The sequence below is a fragment of the Pseudomonas sp. PD9R genome, from assembly GCF_019200975.1.
GTDB lineage: Bacteria > Pseudomonadota > Gammaproteobacteria > Pseudomonadales > Pseudomonadaceae > Aquipseudomonas.
Genome location: NZ_JAHTMR010000002.1, coordinates 298264 through 318593, shown reverse-complemented (window position 1 = coordinate 318593; position 20330 = coordinate 298264). Strand labels below are relative to the sequence as shown.

General features: G+C 59.7%; 16 protein-coding genes. 13 read left to right on the top strand and 3 right to left on the bottom strand.

Annotation, left to right across the window (positions count from 1 at the left end; all coding sequences use genetic code 11):
• Window positions 1-55 precede the first annotated feature (55 nt).
• The 4 genes from map to KUF73_RS05885 all read left to right on the top strand — a co-directional run bounded on the left by map (window position 56) and on the right by KUF73_RS05885 (window position 5880).
• Window positions 56-838, top strand: coding sequence for a type I methionyl aminopeptidase (gene map, locus KUF73_RS05900; protein ID WP_218437124.1), 783 nt, complete (start codon window positions 56-58; stop codon window positions 836-838).
• Window positions 839-882: 44 nt separating this feature from the next.
• Window positions 883-3585 (top strand): [protein-PII] uridylyltransferase, encoded by a 2703-nt coding sequence (locus tag KUF73_RS05895; protein ID WP_218437123.1) that lies wholly within the window; start codon window positions 883-885, stop codon window positions 3583-3585.
• A gap of 159 nt (window positions 3586-3744) precedes the next feature.
• A complete protein-coding gene (gene dapC, locus KUF73_RS05890) occupies window positions 3745-4944 on the top strand; it encodes a succinyldiaminopimelate transaminase (RefSeq protein WP_218437122.1) in 1200 nt (399 codons plus the stop codon).
• 192 nt (window positions 4945-5136) lie between these two features.
• Window positions 5137-5880, top strand: a complete 744-nt coding sequence (locus tag KUF73_RS05885; protein WP_218437121.1) for a M12 family metallopeptidase — start codon at window positions 5137-5139, stop codon at window positions 5878-5880.
• Between the two features lie 21 nt (window positions 5881-5901).
• Here the strand turns inward: KUF73_RS05885 and KUF73_RS05880 are convergent, their stop codons facing one another.
• Window positions 5902-7533 (bottom strand): Na+/H+ antiporter, encoded by a 1632-nt coding sequence (locus tag KUF73_RS05880; protein ID WP_218437120.1) that lies wholly within the window; start codon window positions 7531-7533, stop codon window positions 5902-5904.
• Window positions 7534-7729: 196 nt separating this feature from the next.
• Between KUF73_RS05880 and KUF73_RS05875 the strand changes: the two genes are divergently transcribed.
• The 4 genes from KUF73_RS05875 (at window position 7730) to KUF73_RS05860 (ending at window position 10914) form a co-directional block, all read left to right on the top strand.
• A complete protein-coding gene (locus tag KUF73_RS05875) occupies window positions 7730-8092 on the top strand; it encodes an ArsC family reductase (RefSeq protein ID WP_218437119.1) in 363 nt (120 codons plus the stop codon).
• Between the two features lie 32 nt (window positions 8093-8124).
• Complete coding sequence (dapD, locus tag KUF73_RS05870) at window positions 8125-9159, top strand: 2,3,4,5-tetrahydropyridine-2,6-dicarboxylate N-succinyltransferase (protein WP_218437118.1); 1035 nt, start codon at window positions 8125-8127, stop codon at window positions 9157-9159.
• 148 nt (window positions 9160-9307) lie between these two features.
• Window positions 9308-10513 (top strand): aminotransferase class V-fold PLP-dependent enzyme, encoded by a 1206-nt coding sequence (locus tag KUF73_RS05865; protein ID WP_218437117.1) that lies wholly within the window; start codon window positions 9308-9310, stop codon window positions 10511-10513.
• On the top strand, window positions 10510-10914 hold the full coding sequence (locus KUF73_RS05860; RefSeq protein ID WP_218437116.1) for a SufE family protein: 405 nt from the start codon (window positions 10510-10512) through the stop codon (window positions 10912-10914). Before KUF73_RS05865 ends, KUF73_RS05860 begins: the two co-directional genes overlap by 4 nt.
• Before the next feature lie 102 nt (window positions 10915-11016).
• Here KUF73_RS05860 and tcdA read toward each other — a convergent pair whose 3' ends face one another.
• Complete coding sequence (gene tcdA / locus KUF73_RS05855) at window positions 11017-11826, bottom strand: tRNA cyclic N6-threonylcarbamoyladenosine(37) synthase TcdA (RefSeq protein WP_218437115.1); 810 nt, start codon at window positions 11824-11826, stop codon at window positions 11017-11019.
• Between the two features lie 219 nt (window positions 11827-12045).
• Here tcdA and KUF73_RS05850 point away from each other — a divergent pair, with 219 nt between their 5' ends.
• The 4 genes from KUF73_RS05850 (at window position 12046) to KUF73_RS05835 (ending at window position 17243) form a co-directional block, all read left to right on the top strand.
• Window positions 12046-14634, top strand: coding sequence for a glycosyltransferase (locus tag KUF73_RS05850; RefSeq protein ID WP_218437114.1), 2589 nt, complete (start codon window positions 12046-12048; stop codon window positions 14632-14634).
• Window positions 14635-14821: 187 nt separating this feature from the next.
• On the top strand, window positions 14822-15973 hold the full coding sequence (gene dapE / locus KUF73_RS05845) for a succinyl-diaminopimelate desuccinylase (protein WP_218437113.1): 1152 nt from the start codon (window positions 14822-14824) through the stop codon (window positions 15971-15973).
• On the top strand, window positions 15973-16782 hold the full coding sequence (locus tag KUF73_RS05840) for a putative RNA methyltransferase (protein ID WP_218437112.1): 810 nt from the start codon (window positions 15973-15975) through the stop codon (window positions 16780-16782). The genes dapE and KUF73_RS05840 overlap by 1 nt, the downstream gene beginning before the upstream one ends.
• Before the next feature lie 83 nt (window positions 16783-16865).
• Entirely contained in the window at window positions 16866-17243 is a 378-nt protein-coding gene (locus tag KUF73_RS05835) for a hypothetical protein (protein WP_218437111.1), read from the top strand.
• Between the two features lie 85 nt (window positions 17244-17328).
• Here the strand turns inward: KUF73_RS05835 and KUF73_RS05830 are convergent, their stop codons facing one another.
• A complete protein-coding gene (locus KUF73_RS05830) occupies window positions 17329-17538 on the bottom strand; it encodes a cold-shock protein (protein WP_218437110.1) in 210 nt (69 codons plus the stop codon).
• Between the two features lie 234 nt (window positions 17539-17772).
• Between KUF73_RS05830 and plsB the strand changes: the two genes are divergently transcribed.
• Window positions 17773-20265, top strand: a complete 2493-nt coding sequence (gene plsB, locus KUF73_RS05825) for a glycerol-3-phosphate 1-O-acyltransferase PlsB (protein ID WP_218437109.1) — start codon at window positions 17773-17775, stop codon at window positions 20263-20265.
• Window positions 20266-20330 lie beyond the last annotated feature (65 nt).

Below are 20330 nucleotides of genomic sequence, written 5' to 3'. Positions count from 1 at the left end.
ATTGCGCAACGCCCTTTTCGTTAAGAAAGCGCCATCGAGCGCAGAGAGAGCCTGTATGACCGTCACCCTCAAAACCCCCGAGGACGTCGCAAAAATGCGCGTCGCCGGCAAACTGGCCGCCGATGTGCTGGAAATGATTGCCGAATACGTCAAGCCGGGCGTTACCACCGATCAGCTGAACCAGATCTGCCACGACTACATCGTCAACGAGCAGAAAGCCATCCCTGCCCCGCTCAACTACAAGGGCTACCCGAAGTCGATTTGCACGTCGATCAACCACGTGGTCTGCCATGGCATCCCGAACGACAAACCGCTGAAGGATGGCGACACCCTGAACATCGACGTCACCGTCATCAAGGACGGTTACCACGGCGACACCAGCCGCATGTTCCACGTCGGCAGCGTACCGGTCTGGGCCCAGCGCCTGTCGCAAGTAACCCAGGAATGCATGTACAAGGCGATTGAAATCGTCAAACCTGGCTGCCGCCTCGGCGACATCGGTGAAATCATCCAGAAGCACGCGGAAAAGAACGGTTTCTCGGTGGTTCGCGAGTTCTGTGGCCATGGTATCGGCAAGGTGTTCCACGAAGAGCCGCAGATCCTGCACTACGGCCGCGCCGGCACCGGCATGGAACTGAAAGCCGGCATGACCTTCACCATCGAGCCGATGATCAACCAGGGCAAGGCCGACACCAAGGTACTGGGCGACGGCTGGACCGCGATCACCAAAGACCGCAAGTTGTCGGCACAGTGGGAACACACGCTGCTGGTGACTGAAACCGGCTACGAGATCTTCACCTTGCGCAGCGATGACACCATCCCGCGCATTTCGGCCTGATCCGCCCAAAAAGCTCCCAGCCTTAAAGAAAGGAAAGCCAATCGATGCCGCAGGTGGATCCAGAACTCTTCGACCGCGGCCAGTTCCAGGCTGAACTGGCCCTGAAGGCAAGCCCGATCGCGGCCTTCAAGAAGGCGATTCGCCAGGCCCGCGAGGTGCTCGACGGGCGCTTTCGCAGCGGCCGGGACATTCGCCGGTTGATCGAGGATCGCGCCTGGTTCGTCGATAACATCCTGCAAAAGGCCTGGGAGCAGTTCAACTGGAGCGAAGACGCCGACATCGCGCTGGTCGCGGTCGGCGGCTATGGTCGCGGCGAGCTGCACCCTTACTCCGACATTGATCTGCTGATCCTGCTGGACAGCGCCGACCACGAAGTTTTCCGCGATTCCATCGAGCGCTTTCTGACACTGCTGTGGGACATCGGCCTGGAAGTCGGTCAGAGCGTTCGCTCGGTCGACGAATGCGCCGTCGAGGCCCGCGCCGACCTGACGGTCGTCACCAACCTGATGGAAAGCCGTACCATCTGCGGCCCCGAACACTTGCGTCAACGCATGCTGGATGTCACCAGCACGGCGCACATGTGGCCGAGCAAGGAGTTTTTCCTGGCCAAACGCGCCGAGCAGAAGGCCCGCCACCACAAGTACAACGACACCGAATACAACCTGGAACCCAACGTCAAAGGCTCGCCCGGCGGCCTGCGGGATATCCAGACGATTCTATGGGTGGCCCGACGCGAGTACGGCACCCTGAACCTGCGAGCCCTCGCTGGCGAAGGTTTTCTGGTAGAGAGCGAAAACGCCCTGCTGGCCTCCTCCCAGGAGTTCCTGTGGAAAGTCCGTTACGCCCTGCACATGCTCGCCGGTCGCTCCGAAGACCGCCTGTTGTTCGATCACCAGCGCACCATTGCCAAGCTGTTGGGCTTCGAAGGCGACGACGCCAAGCAGGCGATCGAAAACTTCATGCAGCAGTATTACCGGGTGGTCATGAGCATCGCCCAACTCAGCGACCTGATCATCCAGCATTTCGAAGAAGTCATTCTCGCCCCGGAAGATGAAGCACCGCCGCAGCCAATCAACTCGCGGTTCCAACTGCACGACGGCTACATCGAGGCGCGCAACGACAACGTATTCCGTCGCACCCCGTTCGCCATGCTGGAAATCTTCGTGCTGATGGCCCAACAGCCGGAAATCAAAGGCGTACGCGCCGACACCATCCGCTTGCTGCGTGAGAACCGTCACCTGATCGACGATGATTTCCGCAACGACATCCGCAACACCAGCCTGTTTATCGAACTGTTCAAGTGCAAGATCGGCATCCATCGCAATCTGCGCCGGATGAACCGTTACGGCATCCTCGGGCGTTATCTGCCGGAGTTCGGCTTCATCGTCGGACAGATGCAGCACGACCTGTTTCACATCTATACGGTCGATGCGCACACCCTGAACCTGATCAAGCACCTGCGTAAGTTGCAATACACGCAGGTGTCGGAAAAATTCCCGCTGGCCGCCAAGCTCATGGCCAAGCTGCCCAAACCCGAACTGATCTACATGGCGGGTCTGTATCACGACATCGGCAAAGGCCGGCATGGCGACCACTCGGAAATCGGTGCCGTGGACGCCGAGGCTTTTTGCCAACGCCACCAGCTCCCCGTGTGGGACAGCCGCCTGATCGTCTGGCTGGTGCAAAACCACCTGGTGATGTCGACCACCGCCCAGCGCAAGGACTTGTCCGACCCGCAGGTGATCCACGATTTCGCACAGGCTGTCGGCGACGAAACACGCCTCGATTACTTGTACGTGCTGACTGTCGCCGACATCAACGCCACCAACCCGACGCTGTGGAACTCCTGGCGCGCCAGCCTGTTGCGCCAGCTCTACACCGAAACCAAGCGTGCCCTGCGTCGCGGCCTGGAAAACCCTGTGGACCGCGAAGAGCAGATCCGCCAGACCCAGAGCGCGGCCCTGGACATCCTGGTGCGCGGCGGCACCGATCCGGACGACGTCGAGCAACTGTGGGCGCAACTGGGCGATGACTACTTCCTGCGTCACACCGCCGGCGACGTCGCCTGGCACAGCGATGCGATTCTCCAGCAACCGGCGGACGGTGGACCGCTGGTGCTGATCAAGGAAACCACGCAGCGCGAATTCGAGGGCGGCACGCAGATTTTCATCTACGCACCCGACCAGCACGACTTCTTCGCCGTAACCGTGGCCGCGATGGATCAGCTCAACCTGAACATCCACGATGCCCGGGTAATTACTTCCAGCAGCCAGTTCACCCTCGACACCTACATCGTGCTCGACACTGACGGCGATTCGATCGGGGATAACCCGGCACGGGTCAAGCAGATCCGCGACGGCCTGACCGAAGCCCTGCGCAACCCGGATGACTACCCGACCATCATCCAGCGCCGGGTGCCGCGCCAGCTCAAGCATTTCGCCTTTGCGCCGCAGGTGACGATCCACAACGACGCGCAGCGACCGGTGACCGTGCTGGAACTGACCGCACCTGATCGCCCCGGCCTGCTGGCGCGGATTGGTACGATCTTCCTTGAATTCGACCTGTCGCTGCAAAACGCGAAGATCGCCACACTCGGCGAGCGCGTGGAAGACGTGTTCTTCATCACCGACGCCCACAACCAGCCGCTGTCCGACCCGCTGCTGTGCAGTCGCTTGCAGGATGCGATCGTTGAACAGCTGAGCGTCAGCCACGAACCCGATATCAAACTGTCACGACTCAGTATCTGAATTAACAACGGCCCGCCCTTTTGTAAGAGCGAGCTTGCTCGCGATGGATTTAATAACGCCGCGTTTTCCTGGCAAACACGCGTTATCGTTGACGACCATCGCGAGCAAGCGCGCTCCTACAGGGACCAGCGCCGCTCCCACATTGAACGAGATCCATCGATGAATAACGCTCTGACCCAGTTGCAGCCTTACCCCTTCGAGAAGCTCCGCGCCCTGCTCGGCAGCGTTACGCCAAACCCGGACAAGCGCCCTATCGCGCTATCCATCGGCGAGCCGAAACACCGCTCGCCAAGTTTCGTCGCCGAAGCCCTGGCGAGCAATCTGGATCAGATGGCGGTGTACCCGACGACCCTCGGTATTCCAGCCCTGCGTGAAGCCATTGCCGCATGGTGCGAACGTCGCTTCAACGTGCCGGACGGCTGGCTCGACCCGGCGCGCAACGTGCTGCCGGTCAACGGCACCCGCGAAGCGCTGTTTGCTTTCACCCAGACCGTGGTCAACCGTGGCGACGATGCGCTGGTGGTCAGCCCGAACCCGTTCTACCAGATCTACGAAGGCGCGGCGTTCCTCGCCGGTGCCAAGCCGCATTACCTGCCGTGCCTGGATGAAAACGGCTTCAATCCGGATTTCGATGCGGTTTCACCGGACATCTGGAAACGCTGCCAGATTCTGTTCCTATGCTCGCCAGGCAACCCGACCGGCGCGTTGATCCCGGTTGAAACTTTAAAAAAGCTGATCGCCCTGGCTGACGAATACGACTTCGTGATCGCCGCGGACGAGTGCTACAGCGAGCTGTATTTCGACGAGCAAACTCCACCGCCAGGGCTACTCAGTGCCTGCGTGGAGCTGGGCCGCAAGGACTTCAAGCGCTGCGTGGTGTTCCACAGTCTGTCCAAGCGTTCCAACCTGCCAGGCTTGCGCTCGGGGTTTGTCGCGGGTGACGCAGACATTCTCAAAGGCTTCCTGCTCTATCGCACTTACCACGGCTGCGCCATGCCGGTTCAGACCCAATTGGCCAGTGTTGCTGCCTGGAATGACGAAGTGCACGTGCGCGCCAACCGGGCGTTGTATCGCGAGAAGTATGACGCGGTACTGGCAATCCTCAGCCCGGTCATGGATGTGCAGCGCCCGGACGGCGGTTTTTACCTGTGGCCGAATGTTGAAGGTGATGACGAGGCGTTCTGCCGCGATCTGTTCGTTGAAGAACATGTGACGGTGGTGCCGGGTTCTTACCTGTCACGCAATGTCGACGGCGCCAATCCGGGCGCTGGTCGAGTGCGCATGGCACTGGTTGCACCGCTGGCGGAATGCGTCGAGGCAGCTGAACGGATTCGTGCGTTTATAAACAGACACAAGTAATAGACAAAGGCCTGCGCTGTGCAATGCAGTGCGGGCCCTATCTCACATACAGCAACAGAGCTTATTTAATCCAACTTTTCTCGCACTCACTTTTCCAACTAGAATCAACTTTCAACTACGCGAAACTTTGAAGAATGCCATTACTGCATTTGTTCGAATTCGCACACCCACCACAAACATGGAAGTTTAATTATGAACAGGATCACCTACTGCACGCCCACAGAACCTGTAGACCCTAATGCCTCTTACCAGGCAGCCACTCATGAGAACCCGACGAATGCAGCAAACCTGTCTGCGGGCCGGAAAAAGAGATCCATTGGCGAGCACACCAAATACTGGAAAGCCGGAAGAACATTAACCATTGCAATCGCACGATTTGACGATGACGCTTATACCGCTGTTAAAAACGCCATCAATCACTGGTCCCGCCATGTAAACCTGAAGTTTGAATTCATGGAACTTAGCGATAACGATGAGCTTTATGAAGGTGACATCCGTATTGATTTATCCCCTTACTACAACAGTCTGGCCAGTTCAGCCATCGGAACGGATGCACTCCTGACGCCTTCTCATAAACCGACAATGTTTGTGGGGACCAATTACACATGGTCTGGCTATGAGGCGTTGGTCATGCATGAGTTCGGCCATGCCTTGGGGTTAGAGCACGAGCATCAGCATCCTGACGCGAGTATTCCGTGGAACAAGGAAAAAACCTATGAGTGGTTTCAACGGCACAACAGCATGCCCAAAGCCTTGGTTGACGCTCAGATTTTCCCCCGCGAACGAAACATCAATCTGACTTACGCGCCTTACGACCGACACTCCGTGATGCACTACGCCGTACCAAGCGAATGCACTCTGGGCGATTGGCATCAACCCCTGAACACACAGCTCAGCGCGGGAGATATTGCATTCGCGCGCCGTATCTACCCGTAAATAAGCCGTGGGGGCACAGCACTATTTCACTGGCCCTAACTTAGCCTCGCTCAAATCGAGTTCTCCCAGCACCTCCCGCAACACGTCATCACCGATCTGGTGATGTCGACTGAGGCTGTAGAGTTCAAGGCGCTGCGCCCGCAGCGCCTTCAAGCGTAATCGCCGCTCCAGTAAGTCCATCTGAAAGGCCAGCGCCTGGGCTTCCGCAGAGTCGTTGAATACGTCCAGTTGATGCCGATACTCGGACATGATCCGCGCCTTCAGTTCCGCTGCCAGCGCAGCCTGGGCAGCGTCCTGCGGATTGACCTCTTCGTTTTCGAGGGCATGAATGGCCGCCTCGGCGGTCTTGCGCCAGGCGTCACGCACTTCGTTGCGGCGTTTGTCGTCGGGGCTTTTCTCGATGCCACGCAGCAACAGCGGCAAGGCAATACAAGCGGCGATCAGCGACAGCAGAATCACCCCGGCGGCAATAAAGATCAGCAAATCGCGCTCAGGAAAGCCGTTACCGCCCATGAGCATCGGCACTGACAACACACCCGCCAACGTCACCGCACCGCGTACGCCACCGACGGTCAGCAACCAGCAGGAGCGCGCGCTCGGCCCTTGTGTTATCTGATCCTCGCCACGTCGGCGCCGAAGCAGAATGGACAGACGCCAGGTGCTCTGCACCCAGACAAACCGCAACACCAACAACACCAGGAAAATCGCCAGTACATCCAGGCCACGGTACAGAAGCGTTGGCCACAGCGATGTTTCGTGACTGGCCACGGCTTTGATGATGTCCGGCAATTGCAGACCCAAGAGAAGGAAGATCAGGCCATTGAACGCGAACTCCAACAATGTCCAGACACTACGATTGAGCAGACGGGTGTTGGTCTGGCGCGGCAGCAGATCGAGCCAGCTCTGCATCATCCCCGCCGCCACCGCCGACAAAATGCCCGACACGCCCATCCGCTCGGCCAGCACATAGGCAGCAAACGGCAGCAGCAACATGAAGACAACGTGCGTGGCCGGGTCATCCCAACCACGGGCAATCATCCACGAGCGCAAGCGCCCGATCAGCCAGCTCAACGCCACCCCCGTGGCCAAGCCCCCGATGGCCACCAACACGAAAGTGACACTGGCGCTGGCCAGCGAGAACATGCCGGTGATGGCCGCGACCAGGGCAAACTTGAACGTCACCAGACCCGAGGCATCGTTCATCAGGGCTTCACCCTGCAGCATGTGCATCAAGGGTGTCGGCAAACGATTCTGGGAAATTGCCGAGACCGCCACCGCGTCCGTCGGTGACAACACCGCCGCCAGCGCAAACGCTACGGCCAGCGGGATGCTCGGCAACAACCAGTGAATGAAATACCCGGCACCCACCACGGTGAACAGCACCAAACCCACCGCCAGTGTGAGGATCGGCCCACGCAAACGCCAAAACTCGCGCTTGGGCATGCGCCAGCCATCGGAAAACAACAGCGGTGGCAGGAACAGAAACAGGAACAACTCGGGGTCCAGTGCCACATGCAACCCTAGCGTCGGCCATGCCAGCAAGGCACCGGCGGCAATCTGCACCAATGGCAACGGCAGCGGGATCACCCGTCCGATCAGGCGTGAAACGCCCACCAGCATCAACAGGATCAGGACGGTGTAGGCGGTTTGCATAAAGCGTGGTTCCCGAGCAATCGACAGCATTGAAGTGCCATATTAGACGCTTAGACTGAGACTGGCCGTTGCACTAATGTCGCACGCGGTCACGAGCATTGCTCATGCTCGCACCCACAGGTTTTGGGTTTTAACTGGAAGGTCATGGCATAATCCGACACCTTTTTTCTCCAGCACCTGTAAAGGGGGCAATTCCTTGACCGTTTCAAGTAAAACGTTGCACCTTTTCGGCATCAAAGCCTGCGACACCATGAAAAAGGCGCGCACCTGGCTTGATGAACACGCTGTCAGCTATGACTTCCATGATTACAAAGCGGTCGGCATCGACCGTGAACACCTGACCCAATGGTGCAACGAGCACGGCTGGGAAGTGGTGTTGAACCGTGCAGGCACGACCTTTCGCAAACTCGACGACGAACGCAAAGCCGATCTCGACCAGTCGAAAGCCATCGAACTGATGCTCGCACAACCTTCGATGATCAAGCGCCCGGTGCTCGATCTCGGTAACCGAACCCTGATTGGCTTCAAGCCAGATATCTACGCGGCCGCGCTCAAGTAAGCAGCCCGTTTCAATTTGTTAGAGGTATCAACATGTCTACTACTTCGTTCAGCCTGGCCTTTGGTGTCGGCACTCAAAACCGTCAAGGCGCATGGCTGGAAGTGTTTTACGCACAACCGCTGCTCAATCCATCGGCTGAGTTGATCGCTGCGATTGCTCCGGTTCTGGGCTACACCGAAGGCAATCAGGCCATCGCCTTTACGACCGCTCAGGCTTCGCAACTGGCTGAAGCGGTCAAAGGCGTCGACGCTGCCCAGGCCGCCCTGTTGACCCGTCTGGCCGAAAGCCACAAGCCGCTGGTCGCGACCATCCTGGCCGAAGACGTTCAACTGACCTCCACGCCTGAGGCTTACCTCAAGCTGCACCTGCTGTCCCATCGCCTGGTCAAGCCGCATGGCCTGAACCTGGCTGGCGTGTTCCCACTGCTGCCGAACGTGGCCTGGACCAGCCAGGGTGCAATCGACCTGTCCGAACTGGCCGAGCATCAACTGGAAGCACGCCTGCGCGGCGAGCTGCTGGAAGTGTTCTCGGTGGACAAGTTCCCGAAAATGACCGACTACGTCGTACCGGCCGGCGTGCGTATCGCTGATGCCGCACGTCTGCGTCTGGGCGCGTACGTTGGCGAAGGCACCACCGTGATGCACGAAGGCTTCGTCAACTTCAACGCCGGCACCGAAGGTCCGGGCATGATCGAAGGCCGTGTATCGGCAGGCGTATTCGTCGGCAAGGGTTCGGACCTGGGCGGCGGTTGCTCGACCATGGGCACTCTGTCGGGCGGTGGCAATATCGTGATCAAGGTTGGCGAAGGCTGCCTGATCGGCGCCAATGCCGGTATCGGTATCCCGTTGGGCGACCGCAACACCGTTGAATCGGGCCTGTACGTGACCGCCGGTACCAAGGTCGCACTGCTGGACGAGAAAAACCAGTTGGTGAAAGTCGTGAAAGCACGTGAGCTGGCCGGTCAGCCTGACCTGTTGTTCCGTCGCAATTCGGAAACCGGTGCCGTGGAATGCAAAACCCACAAATCGGCCATCGAACTGAACGAAGCGCTGCACGCTCACAACTAAGCGTCACACGATCACCTTGTAGGAGCTGCCGAAGGCTGCGATCTTTTGATCTTTGAATTATTGAAAATCAAGATCAAAAGATCGCAGCCTTCGGCAGCTCCTACAAAGTCAGGCATTTCCCCGCCCATGTTCAGCAGGGCCCGATAGCATGATGATTCCCTCTCCCTGGCGCGCCGACTTTCCGGCCATCGCCGCGCTGCAACGGCAAGACCAGACCTATCTGGACAACGCCGCCACCACGCAAAAACCTCAAGCCCTGCTGGATGCCCTGGCTCACTACTACGCCAACGGCGCGGCCAACGTGCATCGGGCGCAACACTTACCCGGCGCCCACGCAACCCAAGCGTTCGAGGACAGCCGCCGCAAAGCCGCTCAATGGCTGAACGCCGGTGACTGCGGGCAGATTATCTTTACCCACGGCGCCACTTCGGCGCTGAACCTCTTGGCCTATGGCCTGGAACACCTGTTCAATCCAGGCGATGAAATTGTCATCAGCGCCCTGGAGCATCACGCCAACCTGCTTCCATGGCAGCAACTGGCGCACCGCCGCGATCTGAAACTGGTGATATTGCCGCTGGATGCCGACGGCGTGATCGACCTCGAAGCCGCCGTTCGCTTGATCGGTCCGCGCACGCGCCTGTTGGCGGTCAGCCAGTTGTCCAATGTGATCGGCGCCTGGCAACCGTTGCCCGCACTTCTGGCAATGGCGAAGGTGCATAACGCCCTGACCGTCATCGACGGCGCCCAAGGCGTGGTCCACGGTCGCCATGACGTGCAGGCGTTGGGTTGCGACTTCTACGTGTTTTCCAGCCACAAGCTCTACGGCCCCGATGGCCTCGGCGTGCTGTTCGGGCGCAATCAAGCGTTGGAACAATTACGCCCCTGGCAGTTCGGTGGCGAGATGGTGTTGGACGCCAATTACCACGACGCCCGCTTTCGCCCGGCGCCGCTGGGTTTCGAAGCGGGAACACCGCCGATCGCCAGTGTGATCGGTCTGGGGGCGACCCTGGATTACCTCACCGGGCTCGATCAGGACGCCGTGTCCGCCCACGAAGCGGCGCTGCATGACTATCTGCTCAAAGGCCTTGAAGCGCGCAACGGCATCCGCTTGCTGGGCAAACCGCAACTGGCGCTGGCCAGTTTTACCGTCGAGGGTGTGCATAACTCGGACTTGGCGCACTTACTGACGGAACAAGGCATCGCCGTACGTGCCGGTCACCACTGCGCCATGCCGTTGCTCAAAAGCTTCGAATTGGCCGGGGCGATCCGGGTGTCGTTGGCGCTGTACAACGACTCTGACGATCTGGAGCGGTTCTTTGAAGCGCTGGATCAGGCATTGGAGTTGCTTCGATGAGCCTGCCCGCCGAAGCGGCTGTGGCGCTGGAGACGTTCCAGAACGCTGCGGGCTGGGAACAACGAGCGCGGTTACTGATGCAATTTGGCGACCGCTTACCAGCCCTGAGCGATGCGGATAAGTCGGACGCCAACCGCGTGCACGGCTGCGAAAGCCAGATGTGGTTGGTGGGCGAATTGCGCGACGGCCATTGGCAGTTCAGGGCCAACAGCGATGCACGGTTGATTCGCGGGTTAGTAGCGTTGCTGCTGGCGCGGGTCAACGGGTTATCCGCGTCGGAGTTGCGGCAGGTGGATTTGCCGGATTGGTTCAATCAGTTGGGGCTGAGCCGGCAGCTGTCGCCTTCGCGTAGCAATGGACTGAATGCAGTCCTGCAGCGAATGCGAGAACTGGCAGACTGAACCTATTCCTGTAGGAGCGAGGCTTGCCCGCGAAAGCGGTTTATCAGGTAAGACGCCTTCGCGGGCAAGCCTCGCTCCTACAGGTTTTGTACCCCGCCGGGGTCACGCAGGTTTGATCCGATCAGCCGGCCGCCGCACACCTGCCACAATCTTATCCACAGCCTTGGTCGCCGCGACCATGCCGAAGGTCGCCGTTACCATCATCACCGCGCCAAACCCGCCAGCGCAGTCAAGCTTGACGCCGTCACCGACAAAACTCTTCTGCAGGCAAATGCTGCCATCCGGTTTCGGGTAGCGCAGTTGCTCGGTGGAAAACACGCAAGGCACGCTGTAATGGCGGGTCACGGTGCGGGAGAAACCGTAATCGCGGCGCAAAGTGGAGCGCACTTTCGAGGCCAACGGGTCATTGAATGTACGGTTCAGATCGCACACCTGGATCAACGTCGGATCGATCTGCCCGCCCGCGCCACCGGTGGTGATGATCTGGATCTTGCGGCGCTTGCACCAGGCGATCAGCGCGGCCTTCGCGTTGACGCTGTCGATGCAGTCGATCACGCAGTCGATGTTCGGCGTAATGTACTCGGCCATCGTGTCGCGGGTCACGAAGTCCGGCACCGCGTGCACCGTGCAGTCCGGGTTGATCCCACGCAGGCGCTCGGCCATCACGTCGACCTTGGGTTTGCCGACGGTGCTGTCCAGCGCGTGCAACTGACGGTTGGCGTTGCTCACGCAGACGTCGTCGAGGTCGAACAGCGAAATCTCGCCAACACCACAACGGGCCATGGCTTCCGCCGCCCAGGAACCGACGCCACCGACGCCGACGATCGCCACATGGGCCGCGCGCAGGCGCTCAAGGCCTTCGATGCCATACAAGCGGGCGATGCCAGCAAACCGTGGATCTTCTGTACTCATGACCAACACCTCAAAAACCGGCGCGCATTATAGGGCTTCACAGCACCAAAATTTAAGTTTCACGCTACAAGTGTAAGAACTTATGTGAAAGCACATTGCCCAACGTCGGGCATTTCCCTGTCTGCTGTACGGTCAGAGAACTGCCGGTGTAGGATGCGCGCCCCCTTGGCGACTGCCGACCGATCCTTCGTTCCACAGCCTTTGGAACCCGAAATAGCTATGTCATCGCGTAAATTTGGACTCAACCTGGTGGTGGTGCTCGCCATCGCTGCCTTGTTTACCGGCTTCTGGGCGCTGATCAATCGCCCCGTCACCGCCCCCAACTGGCCTGAACAGATCTCCGGCTTCTCGTACTCGCCGTTCCAGCAAGGTCAATTCCCGCAAAAGGATCAGTACCCTACCGACGACCAGATGCGCCGTGATCTGGAGATCATGAGCAAGCTGACGGACAACATCCGTATCTACTCGGTCGACGGTACTTTGCAGGACATCCCCAAACTGGCGGAAGAGTTCGGCTTGCGGGTGACCCTGGGGATCTGGATCAGTCCGGACCAGGAACGCAACGAACGGGAAATCGCCCGCGCCATCGAAATCGCCAACACCTCGCGCAGCGTGGTACGCGTGGTTGTAGGCAACGAGGCGATTTTCCGTAAGGAAATTACCGCTGCGCAACTGAGCGTACTGCTCGACCGCGTCCGCGCCGCCGTTAAAGTGCCGGTCACCACATCCGAGCAGTGGCACGTCTGGGAAGAACACCCGGAGCTGGCCAAGCACGTCGACCTGATCGCCGCGCACGTCCTGCCTTACTGGGAATTCATTCCAGTGGACAAGGCCCAGCAATTCGTTCTGGACCGCGCCCGCGACCTGAAAAAGATGTTCCCGAAAAAACCGCTGCTGCTTTCCGAGGTGGGTTGGCCGAGCAACGGCCGCATGCGCGGTGGCGCCGATGCGTCGCCGGCAGACCAGGCGATCTACCTGCGCACGCTGGTCAACAAGCTCAACCGCCAGGGCTTCAACTACTTCGTGATCGAAGCGTTTGACCAGCCTTGGAAAGCCAGCGACGAAGGTTCTGTCGGCGCTTACTGGGGCGTGTTCAACGCCGCTCGTCAGCAGAAATTCAACTTCGAAGGCCCGGTGGTCGCAATTCCGCAGTGGCGCGTGCTGGCCATCGGTTCGGTAGTGCTGGCATTGCTGTCGCTGACCTTGCTGATGATCGACGGTTCCGCCCTGCGCCAGCGTGGCCGCACCTTCCTGACCTTTATCGCGTTCCTTTGCGGCTCGGTGCTGGTATGGATCGGTTATGACTACAGCCAGCAATACAGCACCTGGTTCAGCCTGACGGTGGGTTTCTTGCTCGCCCTCGGTGCGCTCGGGGTGTTTATCGTGTTGCTGACCGAGGCCCACGAACTGGCCGAAGCGGTCTGGACCCACAAGCGCCGGCGCGAATTCCTGCCGGTGGTGGGCGATTCGGACTACAGGCCAAAAGTCTCGATCCATGTGCCGTGCTACAACGAGCCGCCGGACATGGTCAAACAGACCCTTACAGCCCTGGCTAACCTCGATTATCCGGACTTCGAAGTCCTGATCATCGACAACAACACCAAGGACCCGGCGGTGTGGGAACCGGTGCGCGACTTCTGCGAAACCCTCGGCCCGCGCTTCAAGTTCTTCCATGTCGCGCCGCTGGCCGGCTTCAAGGGTGGGGCGCTGAACTACCTGATTCCGCACACCGCCAAGGACGCCGAAGTCATTGCCGTGATCGACTCGGACTACTGCGTACACCCGAACTGGCTCAAGCACATGGTGCCGCACTTCGCCGATCCGAAAATCGCCGTGGTGCAGTCGCCGCAGGATTACCGCGACCAGAACGAAAGCACTTTCAAGAAGCTCTGCTACGCGGAATACAAAGGTTTCTTCCACATTGGCATGGTCACCCGTAACGACCGTGACGCGATTATCCAGCACGGCACCATGACCATGACCCGGCGCTCGGTGCTTGAAGAATTGGGCTGGGCCGACTGGTGCATCTGTGAAGACGCCGAACTCGGTCTGCGAGTATTCGAAAAAGGTTTGTCTGCCGCGTATTACCACGACAGCTACGGCAAGGGCCTGATGCCCGATACCTTCATCGACTTCAAGAAGCAGCGTTTCCGCTGGGCCTACGGTGCGATTCAGATCATCAAGCGTCACACCGCCAGCCTGCTGCGCGGCAAGGACACCGAGTTGACCCGTGGCCAACGCTACCACTTCCTCGCGGGCTGGTTGCCGTGGGTGGCGGACGGCATGAACATCTTCTTCACCGTCGGCGCACTGTTGTGGTCGGCGGCGATGATCATCGTGCCGCAACGGGTCGATCCACCGCTGCTGATTTTCGCGATCCCGCCATTGGCGCTGTTCGTGTTCAAAGTCGGCAAGATCATCTTCCTGTACCGTCGCGCGGTTGGCGTGAACCTGAAGGATGCATTCTGCGCAGCGCTGGCCGGGTTGGCGTTGTCGCACACCATCGCCAAAGCAGTGCTGTACGGCTTCTTCACCAGCAGTATTCCGTTTTTCCGCACGCCGAAAAATGCCGACAACCACGGCTTTTGGGTGGCGATTTCGGAAGCCCGTGAAGAGCTGTTCATCATGCTGCTGTTGTGGGGCGCGGCGCTGGGGATCTTCCTGGTGAACGGGTTGCCGAGCAACGACATGCGCTTCTGGGTGACCATGTTGCTGGTGCAGTCGCTGCCGTACCTGGCGGCACTGATCATGGCGTTCCTGTCTTCGTTGCCGAAACCGGTTGCCGAGCCTGAGCCTGCAACGGCTTGATCCGTTATTAGATAACGTCAAACGGCGGCCTTCGGGTCGCCGTTTTGCTTTAGAATGATCGCCCTTTTCCACTGTAGGAGCTGCCGAAGGCTGCGATCTTTTGATCTTGATCTTTAAAAGCAGGATCAAAAGATCGCAGCCTTCGGCAGCTCCTACAGGTTTATCGTGCGCACCTCGGAGTTTTCACATGACGGCCCACGCCGACCTTTCGCCGACCCTTCAACTTGCCATCGACCTGATCCGCCGTCCGTCCGTCACGCCGGTCGACGCCGATTGCCAGAAGCAGATGATGCAGCGCCTGGGCGATGCCGGTTTTGCGCTGGAGCCGATGCGCATCGAAGATGTGGACAACTTCTGGGCCACCCACGGTAAGCATGACGGCCCGGTGCTGTGCTTCGCCGGCCACACCGACGTGGTACCGACCGGTCCGGTGACTGCCTGGCAGATAGACCCGTTCAACGCCGTGATCGACGAACACGGCATGCTCTGCGGCCGTGGCGCGGCAGACATGAAAGGCAGCCTCGCCTCGATGACCGTGGCCGCCGAGCGCTTCGTCACCGACTACCCGGATCACAAAGGCAAAGTCGCGTTCCTGATTACCAGCGACGAAGAAGGCCCGGCGCATCACGGCACCAAGGCTGTCATTGAGCGGCTGGTCGCGCGCAAGGAACGTCTGGACTGGTGCATCGTCGGCGAACCGTCGAGCACCACTCTGGTGGGTGACGTGGTCAAGAATGGCCGTCGCGGTTCACTCGGTGCCAAGCTGACCGTACGCGGCGTGCAGGGCCACGTGGCCTATCCACACCTGGCGAAAAACCCGATCCACCTCGCCGCCCCGGCGCTGGCCGAACTGGCCTCCGAGCATTGGGACCACGGTAACGACTTCTTCCCGCCAACCAGTTTCCAGATCTCCAACGTCAATTCCGGCACCGGCGCGACCAACGTGATCCCGGGTGATCTGGTGGCAGTGTTCAACTTCCGCTTCTCCACCGAGTCCACCGTCGAAGGCCTGCAAAAGCGCGTCGCTGATATCCTCGACAAGCATGGCCTGGATTGGCACGTCGACTGGGCACTGTCGGGTCTGCCGTTCCTCACCGAACCGGGCGCGCTGCTCGACGCGGTGTCGTCGAGCATCAAAGACATCACCGGTCGCGAGACCAAGGCGTCCACCAGCGGCGGCACGTCCGACGGTCGCTTCATTGCGACCATGGGCACGCAAGTGGTTGAGCTGGGGCCGGTCAACGCGACTATCCACCAGGTCAACGAACGTGTGCTGGCAGCCGACCTCGATGTGCTGACCGAAATCTACTACCAGACCCTGATCAAGTTGCTCGCCTGATGCTTGCTTGCCCGATCTGCAGTGAACCGCTGAACGCGGTGGACAACGGCGTGGTCTGTCCCGCCGGGCATCGTTTCGACCGCGCGCGCCAGGGTTACCTGAACCTGTTGCCGGTGCAGCACAAGAACAGCCGTGATCCTGGGGATAACCAGGCGATGGTCGAAGCCCGTCGCGACTTTCTGAACGCTGGCCATTACGCGCCAGTGGCCAAACGCCTGGCGGAGCTGGCAGCGAGTTATGCACCGGGGCGCTGGGTCGACATCGGTTGTGGCGAGGGTTACTACACCGCGCAAATCGCCGATGCCTTGCCGGACGCCGACGGCTACGCCCTCGACATTTCCCGGGAAGCGGTCAAGCGCGCCTGCAAACGCAACCCGCAGCTCACCTGGTTGATCGCCAGCATGGCTCGCGTGCCGTTGGCTTCGGGCAGTTGCCAGTTCCTGGCAAGCGTGTTCAGCCCGTTGGACTGGGAAGAAGCCAAACGCCTGCTCAGCCCCGGCGGCGGCCTGATGAAGGTCGGTCCGACCAGCGGCCATCTGATGGAATTGCGCGAGCGGCTGTACGACGAAGTCCGCGAATACACTGACGACAAGCATCTGGCCCTGGTGCCGGAAGGCATGGCGCTTGCGCACAGCGAAACCCTGGAATTCAAGTTGACGCTCGTCAGCGGTCAGGACCGTGCGAACCTGTTGGCCATGACGCCCCATGGCTGGCGCGCCAGTGCTGAACGTCGGGCGGCAGTCATCGAGCAGCCCGAGCCGTTCGAGGTCACCGTTTCGATGCGCTACGATTATTTCGTTCTTCAATAAATTCTAAAATTTTGGCCTTGAGCAACAGCTTGAGGCCGGCTAAATCCGCGAATGGATTTTTCAGACACGCAGTGAGGACATCCATGCGCCAACCCGATATCGAGATTTACCTGAAAGACGCCGACGTCGACCATAAAGCCGTCGCGGCTTGGCTCGGCGCTGCTTTGGGCCCGTGCACGGACTGGGTCCAGAAGGGCCAGACCTACAAGTGCAAGGCCGGCAATGTTCCGGTGACCTGGTTGCCGAAAGCCGTAGGAAAATGGAACAGCCTGTACCTGGAAAGTGACCAGACGCCGTGGGAAGACGACATCGCCTGCGCCCGCGCCGCGTTTGCCGCGCTGAACGTCGAAGTGCGTTGCGCACCGGGTAGCTGGGTCGAAGAAGAAGGCGAAGAAACGGCGGATCGCTGGATGCGCATCAGCGCCGATGGTGAAGAAGAGATCACCTGGAAAACTGTTTAAAAGCAAAAAGATCGCAGCCTGCGGCAGCTCCTGCACGGCACAGCTGTAGGAGCTGCCGCAGGCTGCGATCTTTTGATCTTGAAGGTTACAGCCCCACCACATCCTCAGCCTGCAAACCCTTCTCCCCCGTCACCACCGCATACTCAACCTGCTGACCTTCAGCCAGCGAACGGTGCCCCTCACCACGAATCGCGCGGTAGTGTACGAACACGTCCACTCCGTCCTGACGCTGAATAAAACCGTAGCCCTTGGCGTCGTTGAACCACTTCACGTTGCCGGTTTCACGTGTTGCCATCTGTTCATACTCCTTTTTTATTATTGATCGGGCTTTTCGCAGGGAAGCCTCGGGAACATTGCTTGCACTGATGGGTGCCACTATGTGGCCAGTGCGGGCTCGCCGAGTATATGCCAGGCACTAAAACTCTCAACAGGAGTTTACTTGCCTGCTTTTTTGCCGATTTTCGACGAATCCGGCACACTACCGGACCCGAGCAGTTGCTCGGTTTTTTTCAACTAAAGCAGATGCCGTATGACCCGTTCCCCGTTCCGCCGTCTTGTGTTTGGCACCCTGCGCCGACTGTTGTACCTCTGGGTCCGCTCGGAGACGATCAACCAGTCGTCGTTTACCCTTAACCTCGACCGCAGTCGTCCGGTGTTCTACGTCCTGCAAAACCCTTCGCTGACCGACCTCGCGGTGCTCGACACCGAATGCAGCAAGGCCGGCCTGCCGCGCCCGGTGCTGTCTGTCGCCGTGGGAAATCTGCTGGAACCTGCCGCGTTCTTTTATCTGACGCCTGAACCTGACTGGCTCGGCCGCCAGGACAAGCGCGGTGCACCGCCGACGTTAACCCGTCTGGTCAGCGCCCTGAGCCAGAACGCCGCCGAAGACGCGCAGATCATTCCGGTCAGCGTGTTCTGGGGCCAGTCGCCGGACAGCGAAAACAGCCCATGGAAGCTGCTGTTCGCCGACAGTTGGGCGGTGACCGGGCGTCTGCGCCGTCTGCTGAGCATCATCGTGCTGGGGCGCAAGACCCGCGTGCAGTTCTCCGCGCCGATCCATCTGCGCGAGCTGATCGAACACAACAAGGGCCACGAACGCACTGTGCGCATGGCCCAGCGCATCCTGCGGGTGCATTTCCGCAACCTCAAAGCCGCCGTCATCGGCCCGGACATTTCCCACCGTCGCAACCTGGTCAAGGGCCTGCTCAACCAGCCACAAGTCAAACAAGCAATCCTCGACGAAGCCGAGCGCGAGAACATTTCACCCGAGAAGGCCAAAGCTCAAGCGCTGCGCTATGGCAACGAAATCGCCTCGGACTACACCTACACTGCGATCCGTTTTATGGAAGTGGTGCTGAGCTGGTTCTGGAACAAGATCTACGACGGCATCAAGGTCAACCACATCGAAGGCGTGCAGAAGGTCGCCCAGGGTCACGAAGTCATTTACGTGCCATGCCACCGCAGCCACATCGATTATTTGCTGCTTTCCTACCTGTTGTTCCGCAATGGCCTGACCCCACCGCACATCGCTGCCGGCATCAACCTGAACATGCCGTTGATCGGCGGCCTGCTGCGACGTGGTGGCGCGTTTTTCATGCGCCGCACGTTCAAGGGCAATCCGCTTTACACCTCGGTGTTCAATGAATACCTGCACACGTTGTTCACCAAAGGCTTCCCGGTGGAGTACTTCGTCGAGGGCGGCCGTTCGCGCACCGGGCGCATGCTGCAACCGAAGACCGGGATGCTGGCGATTACCCTGCGCAGCTTCCTGCGCTCCTCGCGTATGCCCATCGTATTCGTGCCGGTGTACATCGGTTACGAGCGTGTGCTTGAAGGCCGCACTTATCTCGGCGAACTGCGCGGCGCGAGCAAGAAGAAAGAATCGATCTTCGACATTTTCAAAGTCATCGGCGCACTCAAGCAGCGCTTCGGCCAAGTGGCGGTGAACTTCGGCGAGCCGATCAAACTGGCGGAATTCCTCGACAGCGAACAGCCGGACTGGCGCAAGCAGGAACTCGGCCCGCAGTTCAAACCGGCCTGGCTCAACGAAACCACCAACCGTCTGGGCGAAAAAGTCGCGCAGCATCTGAACGAAGCGGCGGCGATCAACCCGGTGAATCTGGTGGCGCTGGCGCTACTGTCCACCAGCCGACTTGCGCTGGATGATCGCGCCATGGCGCGGGTACTCGACCTGTATCTGGCGTTGCTGCGCAAGGTGCCGTACTCGCCGCACACCACGCTGCCGGACGGTGACGGTCGCGCGCTGATCGAGCATGTGAAGGACATGGACCTGTTGTCCGAGCAGAGCGATGCCCTGGGAAAAATCCTGTACCTGGACGAGCAAAACGCCGTCCTGATGACCTATTACCGCAACAATGTGCTGCACATCTTCGCGCTGCCGGCGCTGCTGGCGAGTTTCTTCCAGAGCGCATCACGCATGAATCGCGAACAGATCCTGCGCTACACCCGCGCGCTGTATCCGTACCTGCAAGCAGAGCTGTTCATTCGCTGGTCGCTGGACGAGCTCGATGCGGTAATCGATCAATGGCTGGAGGCGTTCGTCGAGCAAGGCTTGCTGCGCTTCGAGAACGACGTTTACCTGCGCCCGGCACCGAGCTCGCGACATTTTGTGCTGCTGACGCTGCTGTCGAAAAGCATCGCCCAGACCCTGCAACGCTTCTACATGACTGTGTCCCTGCTGCTCAATAGCGGCCAGAACAGCATCAGTGCCGAAGAACTGGAAGACCTGTGCACGGTCATGGCCCAGCGCCTGTCGATCCTTCACGGCCTGAACGCTCCGGAATTCTTCGACAAGAGCCTGTTCCGCCACTTCATCCAGACCTTGCTCGACCTCGACGTGCTCAAGCGCGATGAAGCGGGCAAGCTGAGTTATCACGAGCTGCTAGGCGAGCTCGCCGAAGGCGCGGCCAAACGGGTGTTGCCAGCGGAGATTCGCTTGTCGATCCGTCAGGTAGCGTTGCATCGCAGTGAAGATGCGGCCGATCAGGCACAGAGCCACTAGCCCCAGCCGGCATTTAGATGACAGAAGCAAGGATGCTTCTGGCCTGTCCCGATGCAAATTCACCG